19 protein-coding genes and 1 pseudogene are annotated in these 18,074 nt (G+C 72.2%); 9 read left to right on the plus strand and 11 right to left on the minus strand.

What is annotated here, in order from left to right; all coding sequences use genetic code 11:
* Positions 1–66 precede the first annotated feature (66 nt).
* Positions 67–1,206: an acyl-CoA dehydrogenase family protein gene (locus ACZ7L1_RS07070; RefSeq protein ID WP_471434920.1), complete on the minus strand. Its 1,140-nt coding sequence runs from the start codon at positions 1,204–1,206 to the stop codon at positions 67–69.
* Between the two features lie 283 nt (positions 1,207–1,489).
* Here ACZ7L1_RS07070 and ACZ7L1_RS07075 point away from each other — a divergent pair, with 283 nt between their 5' ends.
* The 4 genes from ACZ7L1_RS07075 (at position 1,490) to ACZ7L1_RS07090 (ending at position 5,146) form a co-directional block, all read left to right on the plus strand.
* A complete protein-coding gene (locus ACZ7L1_RS07075) occupies positions 1,490–1,939 on the plus strand; it encodes a lipocalin-like domain-containing protein (RefSeq protein WP_471434922.1) in 450 nt (149 codons plus the stop codon).
* A 12-nt stretch (positions 1,940–1,951) separates the two neighbouring features.
* Positions 1,952–2,887, plus strand: coding sequence for an NADP-dependent oxidoreductase (locus tag ACZ7L1_RS07080; protein WP_471434924.1), 936 nt, complete (start codon positions 1,952–1,954; stop codon positions 2,885–2,887).
* Positions 2,888–3,000: 113 nt separating this feature from the next.
* Complete coding sequence (locus tag ACZ7L1_RS07085) at positions 3,001–3,945, plus strand: alpha/beta hydrolase (RefSeq protein WP_471434926.1); 945 nt, start codon at positions 3,001–3,003, stop codon at positions 3,943–3,945.
* Between the two features lie 73 nt (positions 3,946–4,018).
* Entirely contained in the window at positions 4,019–5,146 is a 1,128-nt protein-coding gene (locus ACZ7L1_RS07090) for a DUF6081 family protein (protein ID WP_471434928.1), read from the plus strand.
* A gap of 64 nt (positions 5,147–5,210) precedes the next feature.
* Here ACZ7L1_RS07090 and ACZ7L1_RS07095 read toward each other — a convergent pair whose 3' ends face one another.
* The 6 genes from ACZ7L1_RS07095 to ACZ7L1_RS07120 form a co-directional block, all read right to left on the minus strand.
* Complete coding sequence (locus ACZ7L1_RS07095) at positions 5,211–6,149, minus strand: aromatase/cyclase (RefSeq protein ID WP_471434930.1); 939 nt, start codon at positions 6,147–6,149, stop codon at positions 5,211–5,213.
* A 102-nt stretch (positions 6,150–6,251) separates the two neighbouring features.
* Entirely contained in the window at positions 6,252–6,509 is a 258-nt protein-coding gene (locus tag ACZ7L1_RS07100; RefSeq protein WP_388988698.1) for an acyl carrier protein, read from the minus strand.
* 31 nt (positions 6,510–6,540) lie between these two features.
* Complete coding sequence (locus ACZ7L1_RS07105) at positions 6,541–7,761, minus strand: ketosynthase chain-length factor (RefSeq protein ID WP_471434932.1); 1,221 nt, start codon at positions 7,759–7,761, stop codon at positions 6,541–6,543.
* On the minus strand, positions 7,758–9,026 hold the full coding sequence (locus tag ACZ7L1_RS07110; RefSeq protein WP_471434934.1) for a beta-ketoacyl-[acyl-carrier-protein] synthase family protein: 1,269 nt from the start codon (positions 9,024–9,026) through the stop codon (positions 7,758–7,760). The genes ACZ7L1_RS07105 and ACZ7L1_RS07110 overlap by 4 nt, the downstream gene beginning before the upstream one ends.
* 271 nt (positions 9,027–9,297) lie before the next feature.
* Positions 9,298–10,506: an NAD(P)/FAD-dependent oxidoreductase gene (locus ACZ7L1_RS07115; RefSeq protein ID WP_471434936.1), complete on the minus strand. Its 1,209-nt coding sequence runs from the start codon at positions 10,504–10,506 to the stop codon at positions 9,298–9,300.
* 117 nt (positions 10,507–10,623) lie between these two features.
* Positions 10,624–11,568: an RNA polymerase sigma-70 factor gene (locus tag ACZ7L1_RS07120; RefSeq protein ID WP_471434937.1), complete on the minus strand. Its 945-nt coding sequence runs from the start codon at positions 11,566–11,568 to the stop codon at positions 10,624–10,626.
* 122 nt (positions 11,569–11,690) lie between these two features.
* On the opposite strand from ACZ7L1_RS07120, the gene ACZ7L1_RS07125 reads away from it, so the two are divergent.
* Positions 11,691–12,185 carry an N-acetyltransferase gene (locus tag ACZ7L1_RS07125; protein WP_471434939.1) on the plus strand — a complete coding sequence of 165 codons (495 nt, stop codon included), beginning with the start codon at positions 11,691–11,693 and terminating at the stop codon, positions 12,183–12,185.
* A gap of 45 nt (positions 12,186–12,230) precedes the next feature.
* On the opposite strand, the gene ACZ7L1_RS07130 is transcribed toward ACZ7L1_RS07125, so the two are convergent.
* From ACZ7L1_RS07130 to ACZ7L1_RS07140, 3 genes are all read right to left on the minus strand, one after another.
* Positions 12,231–13,157, minus strand: a complete 927-nt coding sequence (locus ACZ7L1_RS07130) for an SDR family oxidoreductase (protein ID WP_471434941.1) — start codon at positions 13,155–13,157, stop codon at positions 12,231–12,233.
* 94 nt (positions 13,158–13,251) lie between these two features.
* Positions 13,252–14,001, minus strand: coding sequence for an SDR family oxidoreductase (locus ACZ7L1_RS07135; protein ID WP_471434943.1), 750 nt, complete (start codon positions 13,999–14,001; stop codon positions 13,252–13,254).
* Positions 14,002–14,058: 57 nt separating this feature from the next.
* Positions 14,059–15,066 carry an aldo/keto reductase gene (locus tag ACZ7L1_RS07140; protein ID WP_471434945.1) on the minus strand — a complete coding sequence of 336 codons (1,008 nt, stop codon included), beginning with the start codon at positions 15,064–15,066 and terminating at the stop codon, positions 14,059–14,061.
* A 183-nt stretch (positions 15,067–15,249) separates the two neighbouring features.
* Here ACZ7L1_RS07140 and ACZ7L1_RS07145 point away from each other — a divergent pair, with 183 nt between their 5' ends.
* Positions 15,250–16,038, plus strand: a complete 789-nt coding sequence (locus ACZ7L1_RS07145) for a TetR/AcrR family transcriptional regulator (RefSeq protein WP_471434946.1) — start codon at positions 15,250–15,252, stop codon at positions 16,036–16,038.
* Positions 16,039–16,087: 49 nt separating this feature from the next.
* On the opposite strand, the pseudogene ACZ7L1_RS07150 reads toward ACZ7L1_RS07145, so the two are convergent.
* Positions 16,088–16,222, minus strand: a pseudogene (locus ACZ7L1_RS07150) (esterase); the annotation flags it as partial.
* A 171-nt stretch (positions 16,223–16,393) separates the two neighbouring features.
* Between ACZ7L1_RS07150 and ACZ7L1_RS07155 the strand changes: the two are divergent.
* The 3 genes from ACZ7L1_RS07155 (at position 16,394) to ACZ7L1_RS07165 (ending at position 18,009) form a co-directional block, all read left to right on the plus strand.
* A complete protein-coding gene (locus tag ACZ7L1_RS07155; protein WP_471434948.1) occupies positions 16,394–16,756 on the plus strand; it encodes a sortase-dependent protein in 363 nt (120 codons plus the stop codon).
* Positions 16,753–17,379: a class F sortase gene (locus ACZ7L1_RS07160; protein WP_471434950.1), complete on the plus strand. Its 627-nt coding sequence runs from the start codon at positions 16,753–16,755 to the stop codon at positions 17,377–17,379. The genes ACZ7L1_RS07155 and ACZ7L1_RS07160 overlap by 4 nt, the downstream gene beginning before the upstream one ends.
* Before the next feature lie 138 nt (positions 17,380–17,517).
* Positions 17,518–18,009 carry an RNA polymerase sigma factor gene (locus ACZ7L1_RS07165; protein ID WP_471434952.1) on the plus strand — a complete coding sequence of 164 codons (492 nt, stop codon included), beginning with the start codon at positions 17,518–17,520 and terminating at the stop codon, positions 18,007–18,009.
* The last annotated feature ends 65 nt before the right edge of the window (positions 18,010–18,074 follow it).

Here is an 18,074-nt window from a genome sequence, read left to right on the forward strand (position 1 = left end):
CGTGCTCCCCTGGGGACCCCCGACAGCCGGGCCGCCGAGCGGAACCGGCCACCCCTGGTTGGGTTTTCAGGAAGGGAACACCTCTCCCCCGTACACACCGGCGGCGGCGTCGAACTGCAACGCCACATGTGTGGACGCCGCGTTGACGTCGCGCCAGAAGCGCTGCATCGGACTGTGCTCGGACTGCCCGCTGGTGCCGCCCGCCCGGAAGAGCCGGTCCACGGCGGTCACCAGTTGCTCCACCGCCAGCGAGCAGTCCCGCAGGTTGCGGGCCGTCTGCAGCGGGCTGACGGACGAGCCCAGATCGGCCACGGCGGACGCCCGCTCCAGCAGCAGCCGGGCGGCGTCGATCTCGCCGGACGACCGGCTCAGCGTGCGCTCGTGCGCCGCGCGGTTGACCGGCGGCCGGCCCGGCACAGAGGCCGTGCGCAACTTCTCGCCGATGTACTGCGACCAGGTGCGCAGCGCGCCCTGAGCCGCGCCGAGTGTCGGCGTGGCGAACGACAGGCCGTTGGCCGCCTGCAACGGCACACTGTGGCAGGCGGCGGTGGAGTCCACGGCCCGTCCCGCGAACAGGTCCTCCCGGCGGAAGGCCCGCGGCGTGGGCACGAACACCTCGTCCAGCACCAGGGTGTTGCTGCCCGTCGCCCGCATGCCGACGCTGGACCACGAGTCCACCACGGAGTACGCGGAGCGCGGGACGGCGAACATCAGCGCCTGCGGCTCGGCCTCGGTCACGACCATCCCGGCGACCAGCGCCCAGTCGGAGAAGTCGACCGCGCTGATGTAGGACCACGCGCCGGACAGCCGCCAGCCGCCGGGCACCGCGGCCGCCTTCCCGGCCGGGGTGAGCGAGCCGACCACCACCGCGTCGGGGCCCTCGGCCCAGATCTCGCGGTAGCCCTCGACGGGCAGGAAGGCGGCCATGCGGGCCAGGTTGGCGAAGAGGGAGGCGCACCAGGCGGTGGCGGGGCAGGAGGCGCCGACGGTGACGACGGCCTCGCTCAGCTCCGTGAAGGTGCCCGCGTTCCCTCCCGCGTCGCGCGGGACGAAGTGCCGGGCGAAACCGGCCGCGACCACCTCCTTGACCACCTCGGCGTCGAGCCGGCGGTTGGCCTCCGCGGCGGCCGCGCTCCGCTCGGCCGCCGTCGCGACGTCCTTCGCGGCGGACAGCAGACCGGTGTTCGGAAGGGTTCGCTCAAGCATCCCTGCACACTCCTTGGTCTCGCAGGGCACCCGCGGCCGGGCCTTCCCGGCCCGAGGGAGCGGGTGCGGCCCGGGTGCTGGTGGCGCCGACCCTGGCGAGATGCGGTGGAAGGTGGCTTGAACACCGCTGGAACCCGTCCGGCCCGCCGGTCGCGCGAGCCTCGCTCGAGTCATACTCGACCGAATTTCCCTACACCTGGGCCGTGTTGCGTACATACCGTTGTCGGTGCGGTGGCCGCGCTCGGGCGCGGACAACCGGAGTAGCCGGACGCAGGGGGACAGGGTGCGGTGGGTTGTGGAGGACCTGATCGGCGTATGGCGTCTGCTCGCCTACGTTGACCTCGACGAGGCGGGGGGGAGCCGTGAGGGGCCGCTGGGCCCCGACCCCCGGGGACTGCTGATCTACGGCGACCACGGGCACATGTCGGTGTCGATGATGCGGGGCGACCATGCGACCGCTCCCGAATCGGCCACGCTCTTCATGGGCTATGCCGGCACGTGGCGGCTGGCCGACGGTGTCGTCAAGCACGACGTCAGCGTGAGCGCCCACCCCTTCCAGGTCGGTACGGAGCTGACCCGGGAGGCCGAACTCGACGGCGATCGACTGGTGTTGCACGGCGTCGCGACGATCGGCGGACGCCCGCAGCGCCGCAGGCTCACCTGGCAGCGCGTGCCCGCCCCCGCGTCCGCACAGCATCCGGCAGGCAGGTCCTCCGCACAACCTCGCTCATAAGGAGAACAGTCCTTGAAGGCAGTCATCGCCCAGTCGTACGCCCCCGTCGACCAGCTCGTGGTCACCGACACGGCACCCCCCACGCCCGGGCCCGGCCAGGTGCTGGTGCGGGTGGAGGCGGCGGGGCTCAACCCGATCGACGTCATTCTGATCACCGGTCGGCTCCGCCAGGTGATGCCCGTGGAGCACCCCTTCACACCGGGCATGGACGCGGCCGGTGTCGTGGAGGCCGTCGGTGAAGGTGTGACGCGTTTCGCCCCCGGTGACAAGGTCGTGGCGTTCACCCACGACACGACGGGCACCCTGGCCGAACTGACCGTCGTCGCCGACGGCCCGGGGCTCGTGCACCGGCCCGAGACCGTGGACGCGGTCAGTGGCGCGGCGCTGCCGGTGTCCGGGATGACCGCGGCCGCCCTGCTGGAGGCGTCCGGCCTCACGGCAGGCCGGAGCGTGCTGATCGTCGGCGCCACCGGCGGTATCGGCTCGTACCTGGTGCAGCTGGCCGCCGCCGCCGGCGCCGAGGTGATCGCCACCGCGCAGCCGTCCGCCCTGGACCACGTGCGGGGGCTCGGTGCCGCGCACGCCGTCGACTACACCTCCGTCGACCCCGTCGCCGAGGCCCTGCGCCTGTACCCGGACGGCGTCGACGTGGTCATCGACCTCGTCAACGGCGGCCCCGCGGTGGAGAAGACGGCCGCCGCGGTCCGCCCGGGCGGCCGGCTGGTCTCCTCGATCGGCGTTCCCGACTCCCTCGAGCGTGACGTGACGCCCGTGCACGTGGGAGTGGAGAACGGCATCGGCCGGCTCGAGGAACTGGTCGCCAAGGTCGCGACGGGCGAGCTGGCCGTCCACGTCAGCGCCACGTACCCGCTCGCGGACGCCGCGCAGGCCTACGGCGACTTCGCCGCGGGCAAGCACCCCGTCGGCAAGGTCGTCGTCACCGTCTGACACCGCAACCGGCGACAGGGCCGACGCCCGCGCCCGGCGACGTTCTCCTGAAGCACGGTGCCCGGCCGCGGCGGCGGCCGGGCACCTCGGTCCGCCCCCCTGGAAGGTCTGCCGTGGAATACGACTACGACCCGGAGCTGGCCCCCTGGGCGGCCAAGTTCCCGGCCGTCGACTACCGCGATCTCGCCGCGGCGCGCACGCTGCTGCGTGCGGCGACGGCCAACGCCCCCGCCTACCGACCCGAGCACCCGGTCGAGGTGACGGATCGGACCGTCCCCGGGCCGCCCGGCGCCCCCGGAGTCGCGGTGCGCGTCTACCGACCTGCCGGGCGAACGGGGTTGCTGCCCGCGCTGCTCTATCTGCGCTGGGGCGGCTTCGTCTTCGGCGACCTGGACTCCATCCACTCCACGGCACTGCGGCTCGCCGACCGGGTCGGCGCCGTCGTGGTGTCGGTCGGCTACCGCAACGCCCCGGAAGACCCGTATCCGGCAGCCCTGTTCGACTGCTACGCCGCGCTCGAGTGGACCGCGCGCAACGCCGGGGAACTCGGCGTCGACCCCGACCGCATCGGGGTGGGCGGCGAGAGCGCCGGCGGCGGTCTCGCGGCGGCGCTGACCCTGCTGGCCCGTGACCGCGGCGGACCACGAACGATCTTCCAGTGCCTCTTCCAGCCGGAGCTCGACGATCGTCTCGACACCCTTTCGGCCCGCTCCTTCACGGACACCCCGAAGTGGAACCGCGCCGGAGCGCGGTCGAGTTGGCAGTACTACCTGACGGGTACCGCCCAACCGGGCAGCGACGCTGTGCCGGCGCTGGCCGCCCCGGCCCGCGCCGACGATCTGCGCGGCCTTCCCCCGGCCTTCGTCATGGTGTGCGAGTTCGACCCGCTGCGGGACGAGGGGATCGTGTACGCCCACCGGCTGATCCAGGCCGGGGTGCGCACCGAGTTGAGCCACTACCCGGGAACCTTCCACGGTTCCGTGGCGATCGACGCGGAGATATCCCGCCGGATGATCGCCGACCAGGTGCACGCCCTGCGCCAGGGCCTGCGCGCCTGACGGGCCGCCGCCGGCCCGCTCCGACACGACCACTGCCGGGGTTCGTCCCCGCAACAGAAGGTGAGCTCATTCCATGGCACGCAAGAGGAGTCTGGGACGGCTGCTGACAGCCGCGGCGCTGTGCTGCGCGGCTGTGACCGGTACCGCTCCCGCGGCCGCGGCCGCGACCGCGACCGGTACGGGCTCGGACCCGACCTCGTACCGCATCGTGTGGGACGACTTCGGCAACGGCTTCTCCTCCACCGGGCCCGAGGCCCGCTGGGCCTTCCCCACGATCGGCCCCTTCGTGACCGACGACGGGAAGACGTCGACCTCCCGCAGCGGCCTCCACCTCGTCTCCGGTGGCGTCAACCCGGCCACGGGCGAGCCCGCCTTCACCCACACCGTCGGCCAGGAGAACGGCGACGGCTCGGGCCTGCCGGGCAATCTGGACCACGTCAAGTGGCTGGCGTTCACCAACCACACCTCGTCGGCGGGCTACCAGGGCTTCGACGCTGCGCCCGGCCGGGTGCTCTCCTGCGAGACCTGGATGTCGGGCAGGACCTACGGCACCCGGGCCCATCCGTTCGGGAGCCGGGTGGCCGATCCGGACGACGACCTGCGGCTGGCCTCGGTGGGCATGCCGGTCCTCGACCCGGAGACGTCGATGATCTTCGACTTCTTCGTGACGAACAAGCGCGTCTACGCCTTCTACGAACGGGTCCCCGACAACCGGGCGAAGCTGGGCGACTACGCCGCCTTCACGTACGCGGTCCCCGTGGCGTCCACCGCGCCCGGCCGGCAGCACCACTTCAAGATCTCCTACGACCGGTCCGCCGGTGTGGTGCGCTGGGTACTCGACGGACGCGTGGTCTACACCGTGGACCGCATCGGATACCGGCTGCCGTCGCGGAAGTACATGATGCTCGACAACGGCGGCACGGACATGGTGGCCGCGCCGCGCCAGCTCAGCTGCGGCATGGGCCTGTTCACCATCATGGACGGCGGTCGGCCCGGGACCGCCGACGACTCGGCCCTGATCCGGCTGACCACCGCCCCGGACCACTACTACCGCCCGCGGGTCGGCGCTCCGGTCCCGCAGACGTTCTACGACAACGCCAGCGCGCCCGGGAACCGGCTGTTCGGCCAGGGCGCCGGACTGGACATGAGCCGGTACGTGGTCTCCAGCGTCCCGGCGCCCTCCGCCGGCGGCGAGCGCTGATCCGGCCTCCGGCACACGAAGGGGCGGTCCGCCACGGCGGACCGCCCCTTCCGCGCTGTCAGGGTCAGCGACTGCCCTCCACCGCCGCGGCGGCGTAGGACAGGGTCGTCCTGCTGTTGTTGCCGAGCGCCTCGCGGATGTAGGCGCGGGCGTCGGCGAGGGTGCTGCCCGCTCCGAGCACCTCCGTGACCGCGGCCGGGTCGAGGGCGACCGTGTGCCGCGCGGTCGCCACCGGGCCCTCGTCGCCGTCGGAGAAGGTCCACAGGCCGCTGTGGCCGAGGAGCAGCTTCGGCATCCTCAGCTGCTTGTAGGCGATCCACTCCCCCTCCTGGCACACCCGGAACGAGCGGGTCGTGTGGGAGGAGCCGTCCGCCGTGACGGTCTCCATCTCCAGCTCCTGGACGCCCGGGGACGGCTCCGTGAGCCGCACGCCGGCGACGTGCGGCAGCCGCTCGGCCCACAGGTCGGCGCGGTGGACGAAGGCGTAGGCATCGGCCACGCCCGCGCGCAGCGGCAGGACGTCGGTGAAGGAGAAGATCACCTCCGGCAGCGGGTGGCCGAGACCCGACAACCGGGCGAGCGCGGCCAGTTCCTCGGGACTGTTGCGGTCCAGCGCCGCCATGATCGAGGCGAGGGTCCCGGGGCTGTCGTCCACCGGCACGAAGTCGTGCACCAGGACCACTTCGCAGCGTCCGCCGGGCAGCTCCCGGAAAATCCACTCGCCGCTCATGGAGTCGAACGGCGGGCGGCTGTGCTCCTGGTGGAAGGTGATCCGCAACTCTTCCGGGTGCAGGGTGCGCCGGGAGACCCAGCTGGTGACCTGGCCGTTGACCACGGCCCACAGCCGGAAGCGCTCCTTGCGCGGGGTGTGTTCGAAGTGACGTACGTACACGGTCGGCCCGAACGCCGCGGGCCACAGGGTCACGTCCGCCACCAGGTCGTAGAGCGTGCGGGGAGACGCGGCCACGGTCAGGGTGTGTTCGGTGCGATGCCGGTTCGTCATGCGCGAGGAGCTCCTTCGGTCTGCCGGGCGGGCGCGGGACGACGACGGTGCCCGCCCCGCGGGCTGCGGGTACGGGCACCGTCGGAGGGGATGGGAAGAGGATCAGGCGGTCGCGGCGACGGACCGGTTGACCAGATCGAGCAGGGCACGCGGGGTGGCGACCTCGGTGATCTCGTCGTCCGAGAGGTCCACTCCGTACTCCTGGGTGATTCGGGCCGCTGTCTCCATCATCGCCAGCGAGTCGTAACCGAGGTCCTGGAACGTCACGTCGAGGATGTCGCCGTCGAGGTCGGCCGCGTCGTCCTCGCCCGCGCACGCCACGAGAATGCGGCGCAGGTCTTCTATGTCCATCGTTGCCATGGGTGGGGATTCCTCCTGCGTTGTCGCCTGTTCAGCGGGTCGGAGCGGTCACGACGAGGGCCGAGTTGAACCCCCAGCGGCCGCGGGCGAGGATCAGGGCCGCCTTGACGGGCATGCCGCGCGCCTCGTCGCGGACCACGTCGAGCCCGTACTCCTCGGGTACGTCGGTGGTGTGCGCGGTCATCGGTACGACCTGGTCCCGGATGCTCAGCAGCGCGGTGATGACGTCGACCGGGCCGCCGCCCGCGTACATCCGGCCGGTGAGGGTCTTGGGAGCGGTCACCGGGACCCCGTTCGGCCCGAAGACCTCGGTGATGGCCTGGGCCTCGGCGCGGTCCGCCTCCGGCAGCCCGGCGGCGTCGGCGAACACCACGTCGATGTCGGCGGGCCGCAGGCCGGCGTCTGCGAGCGCGAGTTCGGCGGCCCGGCGCAGCGCCGGGGGGCGGCCCGAGCCCGGCCGCGGATCGAACGTGGACGCGTAGCCTGCGATCTCGCCGTAGATCTGCGGGGCGCCGCGCCGGGCGGCCGCGTCGGCGTCCTCGACGATGAGGATCCCGCCGCCCTCGCCGGGCACGTACCCGCTCGCCCTGCGGTCGAACGGCAGGTACGCCGCCGCGGCGTCCTCCACGGTGCTGACCCGGCCGCCGGCCAGCTGCGCGGCCCAGCCCCACGGGTCCAGAGCGGAGTCGACCCCGCCGGCGAGCACCAGGTCGGTGCCGCCGCGCACCGTCCGGCGGGCGTGCCCGAGCGCGTCGAGCCCCCCGGCCTGCTCGCCGACGAGGGCGGCGCTCGGTCCGCGCATGCCGTTGCGGATGGAGATCTGACCGGTGTTGACCGCGTAGAACCAGGCGAAGGACTCGTAGACGCTGACGAACTCCGGTCCCTTGCTCCACAGTTTGCGGAACTCGCGGTGGGTGAAGTCGAAACCGCCCTGGGCGTTCGACGTGACCACGCCCATGCTGTAGTCGGCGAACGTGTCCGGCCCCACGGCGGCGTCGGCCAGCGCCCAGTCGGCGGCGGCGAGCGCGTACCGGGTCGAGACGTCGGTCTGCGGCAGCAGCCGGCTCGGCAGATGTTCCTTGGCGTCGAAGTCCGTGATCTGGCCGGCCAGCCGGGAGGTGTAGCCCGAAGGGTCGAAGCGGGTGATCTCGCCGATCCCGCTCTCGCCGGCCAGTACGGCCTTCCAGTGCTGGTCGCTGCCGAGTCCGGTCGGAGCGACGACCGCCATTCCGGTGATCACCGTGACGCTCATGCCGTTGCTCCCTTGGGGCGGTGGAGGACCATGGCGCTCTGGAAGCCACCGAAGCCACTGCCGACGGTCAGGACGGTGTCCACCCTCTGTTCGCGCGCGGTCAGCGGCACGTAGTCCAGGTCGCACTCGGGATCGGGGGTGTGCAGGTTGGCCGTCGGGGGCACCACGTTGTGCTCGATGGCCAGTGCGCACGCGGCGATCTCGATCGAGCCGATGGCGCCGAGCGAGTGCCCCACCATCGACTTGATGGAGCTCACCGGTACGTCGTACGCGTGCGGGCCGAGGCTGCGCTTGAACGCGGCGGTTTCGTGCCGGTCGTTCTGCTTGGTCCCCGATCCGTGGGCGTTGACGTAGTCGATCCCGGTGGGGTCGGTACGGGACACGTCGAGGGCGACCCGGATCGCCTCGGCCATCTCACGGCCGTCCGTCTTCAGGCCCGTCATGTGGTAGGCGTTGCATCGGGTCGCGTAGCCGCCGACCTCCGCGTAGATGTGGGCACCGCGGCGCAGCGCCCGCTCGTACTCCTCGAGCACGAACATCGCGGCGCCCTCGGCCAGGACGAAGCCGTTGCGGGAGCCGTCGAAGGGCCTGGACGCCCGGGCCGGATCGTCATTGCGCGGAGTCGTCGCCTTGATCGCGTCGAAGCAGGCGACGACGATGGGCGAGATCGGTGTGTCGGCGGCACCGGCCAGGACGATGTCGGCGGAGTTCTCCCGGATGAGCTGTACGCCGTAGCCGACCGCGTCGAGTCCCGAGGTACAGCCGTCCGACACCATGGTCGTCGGCCCCTCGGCGCCCACCGCCCAGGCGACCTCGGCGGGCATCACGCCCGGGCTGAGATAGTCGAACATGTGCGGAGACATGTAGTCCTGGTCGACAAGCCACTTGCGACCCGCGTCCGACATGACCAGGTACTCGTTCTCCAGACTGGTGGCGGAGGCGACGGCGCTGCCGAGGCTGACGCCGATCCGGGCCGGGTCGACGACGTCGAAGTCCAGCCCGCTGTCGGCCACGGCGTCACGCGTGCAGACGACGGCGAACTGGCTGGCGCGGTCCATCCGGCGGATCTCCCGGGGGCTCAGCCCCTCGGCGACCGCGTCGAAGTCCACCTCGCCCGCGATGCGGGAACGGAAGGCGCCGGCGTCGAAGGCCGAGATCGCACGCGTCGCGGTGCGCCCTGAGGACAGCAGATCCCAGAACTCCTTCGTTCCGGACCCGCCCGGGGCGCGGACGCCGATGCCGGTGATCGCTACACGCCTGGTCATCGGGCACTCCGGACGGCAGTGGAGCCGGGGCGGTGCCCCGTGGACCGGTGCCGCAGCCAACCCCGGCTTCCCTCCATGCAGAACATCGCAGTTCGTTCCTTTCGCGTGTCGGGGCTCGCGCTCTCCGGCGGAACCGCGCCGAAGGTTCCAGCAGGCTCGCTCGGGCTGCTCGAGCTGAGCTAGAAGGAGAGTGGACGTACCCGGATGCGCCGCACGGACCGACGGCGGAGCGGGCGCCCTCGCCTCGAGGACGCCCGCTCCGCCGGGCGCGTCAGGCCGACGTCTTGACCGCCGGGCGCGCCTGGGCCGGCTCCCGCACGACGCGGCGGGTCCGGGTCGGCATCCCGAGCGTCGGGTTGGCGATGCTCCAGGCCGCGCCCTTGCAGACCAGCTCCTTGTAGACGGCGGCGAGCCGTCCTGTCAGGGCCGCCCGGACGGCGCGGTCGTCGGCGGTGACGTACTGGATCAGGCCTTCCCTGCGGCCCAGCGAGATGCACTGGTTGAAGTAGCGCAGCGGTGCGTTCGGGAGCTTCCCGCCCGTCAGGCGCGCCGCGATGGCGCCGGCGGCCTGCCACGCCATGGGGGTGCCGGAGGCGCACGACATCCGCAGCGGCTTGTCGCCGGGGCTCATCGCCATCGCCGCGTCGCCGATGGCGTACACGTCGGGGTGCGAGACCGAGCGCATGGTTGCGTCGACCACGATCCGGCCCGTGTCGGTGACCTCCAGGGTGGTGGCCCTCGCGATCGGGTGGACGGCGAAGCCGGTGGTCCACACGGTGACCGCGGCCGGGACGGACGTACCGTCGGCGGTGGTGACGCGGTCGGCCTCGACGGCGGTGACGTCGGCGTGTTCGTGCACGGTGATGCCGAGCTTGCCGAAGACCTTCCACAGGTGCCGGCGGCCCCTGGGCGAGAGCCAGTCGCCGAGGCCGCCACGGGCGACGAGGGCGACATCGAGGTCCGGGCGGGCCTCGGCGATCTCGGTCGCCGCCTCCAGGCCGGTGAGCCCGCCGCCGACCACGACCACGGGCTGTCCGGCGTCCAGGCGGGCCAGGCGCTCACGCAGCCGGAGCGCTCCGGGGCGACCGGCGATCTCGTGGGCGTGCTCGGCGGTGCCGGGGACGCCCTGGTCGTTCCAGCCGCTGCCGAGGGCGTACACGAGGGTGTCGTACGACAGCTCCTCCTCCCGCCCCGCGGTGCCGTTCGCGTCGGTGACGGTCACGGTCCTGCGGTCGACGTCGACGCCGGTGACCTCGGCGAGCTTCAGTTCGACCCCGGTGCCCGCGAAGATCTCGTGGAGCGGCCGGGGTTGGAGGTCCTGGCCGACCGCGAGCTGGTGCATCCGGACGCGCTCTACGAAGTCGGGCTCGGCGTTGACGAGGGTGATGGCGACGTCTTCGCGGCGCAGCCGCCTGGCGAGGCGCCCGGCGGCGATGGCTCCGGCGTATCCGGCTCCGAGGACGACGATGCGGTGCTGCATCTCCTTGCTCCTGTCTTGAGCGCTGCTGTCGTGGGCGGGTTCGCCCCTTGAACCGGGCGGCCCGCCGTTTCCTGACAGGAACGCGATGTGAAGCACCTCACATCGGAGTCGGAAGGGTCAGAAGGCGCTGAGCAGGGGTTCGCCGTGGTCGGCGGCCGCCCATCGCCTGGTCGCGCGTTCGAGCTTGTCGGGGTTGACCTGGTTGCGGAAGGCGGCGATGCCCTCGGCGGTGATCTCCAGGCACATGACGCCGACGACCCGGCCGTCGACGACCGCCACGACGGCGGGGTCGCCGTTGGCGGTCGTGGCGTACACCTCGGGTGAGCCACCGACCAGGGCCTGCTTGGCCTTGCTCGGTTTGAACAGGCCCCGCAGGAACTTCGCGACCGCGAGCGCGCCTTCGAACGCCTTGGCGCGGGCCGGGACCTTCCCGCCGCCGTCACCGATCGAGACGGCGTCCTGGGTGAGCAGCCGCACGAGCGGCTCGGTCCGGCCGCTGGTGGCGGCCGCGAGGAACTCGTGGACGATCCGCCGGGCGGCGGCCTCGTCGATCTCGCTGCGGGCCCTGCCGTCCGCGACGTGCTTCTTGGCGCGGTGGAAGATCTGCTGGCTGGCGGCCTCGGTGATGTCGAGGATCTCGGCGATCTCCCGGTGCGGGTAGTCGAAGGCCTCCCGCAGCACGTACACCGCCCGCTCGTTCGGGGAGAGGCGCTCCAACAGGGCGAGGACCGCGTACGAGACCGATTCGCGCTGTTCGGCCGTGTCGGCCGGGCCGAGCATCGGGTCCCCGGCGAGCAGCGGCTCGGGGAGCCACTGGCCCACATAGGTCTCGCGCCGCGCGCGGGCCGAGGTGAGCTGGTTGAGGCACAGATTGGTGAGAACCTTCGTCAGCCAGGCCTCGGGGACCTCGATGTGGTCGACGTCGGCGGACTGCCAGCGCAGGAACGTCTCCTGCACGGCGTCCTCCGCCTCGCTCGCGGAGCCGAGGAGGCGGTAGGCGATGGCCTCCAGGCGGGACCTGGAGGCCTCGAACCGGTCCACGTCGCTCATGGTCAGGGCCATGGCCCGGATCCTAGCCTTCGCGATGCGCGACGGCCTCCGCATTGCGGGGGCGCTCCCTGCGCTGCTCGGCCGATGCCGCCCGGTGAGCGCCGAGCCGGCTCAGAGGCAGTTAGCCTCCGTCCATGAACTGGCTTCCCGACGACTTCGTCCACCCCGTCCGCGTGCCACTCTCCGGTGGCCACCACCTACGCCCCATCTCCGCCGCCGACACGGACCTCGACTACCCGGCGGTCATGGGATCGCGGGAACGGCTGTGGTCCATCTACGGCGAGGCATGGCGCTGGCCTCCCGCCACCATGACGTACGACCAGGACCGCGAGGACCTGCTGTACCACGAGCGGGAGATCGCCGAGCACAAGTCCTTCAACTACGCGCTGTTGAACGAGGCCGGCACCGCCCTGTTCGGCTGCGTGTACATCGACCCTCCGGAGAAGACCGGCGCCGACGCCGAGATCTCCTGGTGGGTGGTGGACGACAAGGTCGGCACCGACCTCGAACGCACCCTGGACGCGTTCGTCCCGCAGTGGATCGCCGACGCCTGGCCCTTCCGCGAGCCGCGCTACATAGGCCGCGACCTCACCTGGAAGGAGTGGCTCGCCCTCCCCGACAACGCCTGAGCACGCGACCGGGGACCGGGCGGTGATGCGGGCGCAGGCCGGGGTCTACGCCACGACCGCGCCGGGCGTCTCGGGCGCGGGCGCCGGGTGTGCGGTGAGCAGGTCGGCCAGGTCGACGCGGGTGAGGAACTCGCGGCGGACGCGGTCGGCGACGTTCGAGACCTCTTCGGAGCCGTCGTCGGCGGGGTCGATGTGGACCCGGTACGGCCGCTGTCCGGCGGGGAGCGCCACGATGCGGGCGATCTCGTCGGAGACCATCGAGGCGTCCGCGTCCTCGGGGGCCAACGCGGCCAGCTTCTGGGCGACCTGTTCCATCAGGCCGGGGTACTTCGTCTCGTACTCCGCCTCGGTGGCGCCGTCGGCGGGGTGACCGGAGTGGGCGAAGTGGTTGGTGCCGCTGGTGAACGAGCCGGGCACCACGATGGAGGTCTCGACCCCCCAGCGCGCGAGCTCGGCGGCGTAGCTCACGGCCAGGGAGTCCATGGCGGCCTTGGCGGCGAAGTACGGAGCCAGGTAGGGCGGGGTGCCGCCCTTGACGCTCGAGCTGGACACCCAGATCACCAGACCGCGGCCCGCCTTCCGCAGGTGGGGCAGGACCGCCCGGTTGACGCGCTGCGTGGAGAGCACGTTGACGTCGTACAGCTCGGCGAGCTGCTCGGGGGTGAACGCCTCGGCCGGTCCGGTGACCATGTGCCCGGCGTTGTGGATCAGGACGTCGATGCGCCCGTGCTCGGTGATGACCTGCTCGACGGCGGCGTCCACGGACGCCTGGGAGTTGACGTCGAGTTCGATGGCGCGCAGGTCGACGCCGTGCCGGGCGCTGTGGTCGGCGGCGGCTTCGACCTGCGGCGCGTTGCGGGTGCCGGTCTGGCGCATGCCGGCGTAGACGGTGTCGCCGGAGTCGGCGAGGGCGCGGGCGGTCAGGGCGCCGAAGCCGCTGGAGGCCCCGGTGATCACAACGATGTTCTTCATGGGAGTTCTCTTCTGGGGAACCGGTTCCCGGGCGGGACGGGAGGACGGGCGGGAGGGGTGTCGGAAGGCAGGGGAAGGGAGAGAGGGAAAGGGGTCAGGCCACGCCGCCGTTGGCGTACAGGACCTGGCCGTTGATCCAGCGCGCCGGGCCGGCGAGGAACGCGACCGCCTCGGCGATGTCCTCCGGCGTGCCCAGGCGCTCCAGCGGAGCCGACTTGGAAAGGTTGTCGATCGTGGCCTGGTCCTTGCCCTGAAGGAACAGGGGCGTGGCGGTGGGGCCGGGGGCCACGGCGTTGACAGTGATGTCCTTGCCGCGCAGTTCGCGGGCCAGGACCAGGGTCATGGCCTCGACCGCGCCCTTGCTCGCCGCGTAGGCGCCGTAGTTCGGGAACTGCAGGCGGGTGACCGAGGTCGAGAAGTTGATGATCGCGCCACCGGCGCGCACCCGCCGGGCCGCCTGCTGGGAGACCACGAAGGTGCCGCGGATGTTGGTGCGGTGCATCCGGTCCAGGTCGTCCAGGTCGAGCGTGGCGATCGGGGAGAGCAGCATGATGCCCGCCGTGTTGACGACGACGTCGATGCCGCCGAACTCCCGCTCCACGGCGTCGAACGCCTCCGTCATGGCGTGCTCGTCGGCGATGTCGCCGCCGACCGCGAGCGCCCGGCCGCCCGCCGCGGTGACCGCGGCGACCGTCTCGTCGGCGCGGGCCTTGTTGCCGGCGTAGTGCACGCCGACGGCGATGCCGTCCCTGGCGAGGCGCTCGACGACGGCGCGGCCGATGCCGCCGGAGCCGCCGGTGACCAGGGCGACGCGGGGCGTGGCGGTGGTGGTGCTGTCAGTCATGGTGTTCCGTCCTTCGTGGGTGCGGGTCATGGGTGGATGTGTCAGCGGATGGGTGGGTCAGCGTTCGCTGTCGAGCGCGGCCATGAGGGGGGCCGCGTAGCGCTCCCCGGCGGCGGACCCGGCGGGGACCGCAGCCTCGATCTCGGCGAGGGCGTCGGTGTCCAGGTCGAGGCCGGCGGCGCCGAGGGATTCGGCCAGACGCTCCCTTCGGCGGGCACCGACCAGGGGGACGAGGTCCTGGCCTTGTGCGGCCACCCAGGCGATGGCGACCTGGCCGGTGGTGGCGCCCAGGCGCTCGGCCACGCGTCCCAGTGCCTCGACCAGGCGGAGGTTGGCCTCGAGGTTCTCGCCCTGGAAGCGCGGGCTGTGGGCGCGGAAGTCGTCGGCGCCCAGGTTCCGCGCGGCGCTCCAGTGGCCGCTGAGCAGGCCGCGGGAGAGCACGCCGTAGGCGGTCAGACCGATGCCGAGCTCCCGCAGTGTCGGGATGACGGACGCCTCCGGGCCGCGGGAGAGCAGCGAGTACTCGATCTGTACGTCGCTGATGGTTGCGACGGCCGCGGCGCGGCGGATGGTGTCCGCACCGACCTCCGACAGACCGATGTGCCGGATGTAGCCGGCCTGCCGCATCTCCGCGAGCGCGCCGACGGTCTCCTCGACGGGGATGTCCGGGTTGAGGCGGGCGGGACGGTAGATGTCGATGTAGTCGGTGTCCAGTCGCCGCAGGGAGTAGGCGAGGCGGTCCTTGACCGCGGCCGGGGAGACGTCGTACGGGACGGGCTGGAAGCCGCCGTCGGGGGTGCGGCGCGAGCCGAACTTGACGCTCAGCACGACCTCGTCGCGCCTGCGCTCCTTCAGAGCCCGGGCGATGAGCATCTCGTTGGCGCCCGATCCGTAGAAGTCCGCGGTGTCGAGGAGGTTCAGGCCCGCGTCGATCGCGGCGTGCAGGGTGGCGATGCTCTCGGCGTCGTCGGCCGGCCCGTACAGGTCGGACATACCCATGGCGCCCAGGCCGATGGCGGACACCTCGGGTCCGTCCGCACCGAGCTTGCGGGTCGCGACGGTCATGGCGGTTCTCCTTGGTCGCGGGGTGAACACCCCGGTTCGCGGGCGTCGGGCTTCGGGAGCGTCGGTTCGGGAGCGAAGAAGGCGCCGGGCAGTGGATCACCTGATCGCCATATCGCCGATCACCGGACTGACACATCAACGCTAACACATCATCGATGCACCGCAAGTGTTATCGTCGATCTCATGGCAACGGTCGAGACGACGACAGCGCAGCCCCGCGAGCGGATACTGCGGGCCGCGACAGCCCTGCTCGCCGAAGGCGGACGGGAGGCGGTGTCCACCCGTGCGGTCAGCGCGGCCGCCGGCGTGCAGGCGCAGACGATCTACCGGCACTTCGGCGACATGCAGGGACTGCTCGACGAGGTGGCCCGGCGCGGATACGCGTCCTATCTGGCCGCCAAGCAGGCCCAGGACGAGGACGGAGGCGACCCCGTGGCGCAGCTGCGGAGCGGCTGGGACATGCACGTGGCCTTCGGACTGGCCAATCCCGCGCTCTACCGGCTGCTGTACACCGAACCGCGGCCCGGCCAGCAGTTCGCGGTCACCGGTGACGCCCACCAGGTGCTGCTGCGCATCGTCGAACGGGTGGCCAGGGCCGGCCGGCTGCGGACGGGCGTCGAGGCCGCCGCGACGATGATCCACTCCTCGGGCATGGGGGTGACGCTCACGCTGATCGCCGCGCAGGCCGACGGCAGGCTCTCGGACTACGAAGGTCTGTCCGAGAACGTCCGGGAGGCCGTGCTGGACTCCGTACTCGCCCCGGCCGACGACGCTGCCGCCCGGCCGAGCGCCGACGCCCACCACGCTGCCGTGCACGCCGTCGCCCTGAAGTCCTTGATGCGCGAGGGGGTACGGTCCCTGACCTTCGGGGAGCGCGCCCTGCTCGGCGAGTGGCTGGACCGCATCGCCGCCGAGGACGGCCAGGAGACCGGCGCCGCGAAGCCCGGCGGACAACCCCCGCGGCGGCGCTAGCAGCCCGATCAGGCGGCAAGCGCCGTGCGCGGCGGCACTAGCGGCCCGATCAGGCGGCAAGCGCCGTGCGCACGGCGGCGACGGCCTGCCGGATCGCGGCCTCGGCGGCGTGCGTCTCAAGCAGGGCGTTCAGCATGACGAAGGCGTGGATGACGCCCTGGTAGCGGACCGCGGTAGGTGCGCCACCGCACCCGGCAGGCGTCGTCGACTCACCTCCTTGTGTGCCTGTCCCGGGCCACCCTCGGTCGACTTTGCCATCTCTTTACAACCCGCTCCGGCGCCATCTCGTCTCTCCGCTCGATCCGTGATTCAGCCCGCCGCAGTACCGGGCGGACCGACGAAAGAGAGCGATTCGATGCGCCGAACTGTCCTCAGCGCCATGGCACTTGCGTGCACCGCCGTGCTGGCGGGCACCGTGCCCGCGTTCGCCGACGGGGTGTCCCCCTCCCCGACCGCTCCCGCGGCCACCGCCTCACCGTCCGCCGCCCCGGAACGGACCGCGGCGCCGACCGCCACGAGCGCGGTTCCCAGTGCCGCGCCGACGACGGCGCGCGGCCAGGTCTCCGTCGTCCCCAGCGGCGCGCCGAACACCGGTGTGACGGCGGGGACCTCCCGGTCCGTGTCCCCCGGGCTGATCGGTGGGGGCGCCGGCCTGGTGCTGGTCGCAGGCGGCGCTGCCGTCCACGTAGTACGCCGCCGGCGGGCGACCGGGGCATGACCCGGCTCTCCAGGCGCGCCTTCGCCGCCGTGGCGATGACCGCGCTGCTCGCGGGCTGCGGCGGCCACGAGGCCGGCCGGGCCCCGGCCCCCCGTCCCGGAACCGTCCGTCCCGGCAGTACGCCACCGCCCGAGTCGACCTCCGCCAAGGCGGCACCGGAGGTGGAGCGTTCGGCCCCCGTCAGGCTGCAGATCCCTGCCATCGGGGTCGACACGCCGGTCATGCGGCTGGGACTGGCGCAGGACGGCAGTGTGCAGGTGCCGCCGGTCACCGCACACGACCGGGCGGGCTGGTACTGGCACTCGCCGACACCGGGTCAGGTCGGGCCGTCGGTCATCCTCGGCCATGTCACGGTCGGCAGCTACGGGGACGGGGTCTTCCGTCACCTCGCGGAGCTGCACCGGGGCGACCGGATCGTGGCGCGCCTGGAGAACGGGACGGCGGCCGTGTTCTCGGTCGGCGCCGTACGGACGGTCGCCAAGGCCGACTTCCCGACGGGGGAGGTCTACGGGAACGTGAAACGCCCGGAGTTGCGGCTGATCACCTGCGGGGGCCCCCGTACCGGCGACGGCTACCTCGACAACGTGATCGTCTTCGCCGCGCTGACCACCTCCACCCCCTGATCCCGCCGGCATACAGCCCCTCCTGATCCACTGATAGGCCGCCGGGCCTCGATCCGCCGGTACGGATCCCGGGCCTTCGGAACGTACGCCGGTGGCCCGGGGTCCTACCCCACGACTGCCCCACGACCATGGAGAGCGTTGAAACGGTCCCGTGAGAGGGCGACGTCCGAGCTGTTCGCCGCCGTCTATCCACGCCTCGCCGGCTGGTGCCGCCGTCTCGTCGACGACGACGAGACGGCCCACGAGATCGCCTCGGAGGCGTTCACCCGGCTCTGGGCCCGCTGGACGTCCGTGGACGAGCCCCGCGGCTTCCTCTACGTCACCGCGGCCAACATCGTCCGGGACCACTGGCGCAAACTCGAGCGCGAGCGCAGAGCCGTGCACCGCGCCACCACGGAGGCCGCCGTACGCCCCCACACCGAACAGGCCGACCCCTCGGTGCGCCTGCTCGTGCAGTCGCTGCCGGAACGACTGCGCGTCCCGATCCTGTTGCACTACTACGCTGACATGCCGATCCGGGAGGTGTCCGTGCTGACCGGACGCAAGGAAGGAACCGTCAAGGCCGACCTGCACGCGGCCCGGGAACTGCTCCGCGTCCACCTGAGGAGAAGCCTTGACCACACGCTCTGACGACGGCCCGGAGCTGGAACCCGACGACCCCCTCGCGGTGATTCCTGCGGCCCCCCTCGGACCAC

Source organism: Streptomyces sp. NPDC107546, assembly GCF_055639175.1.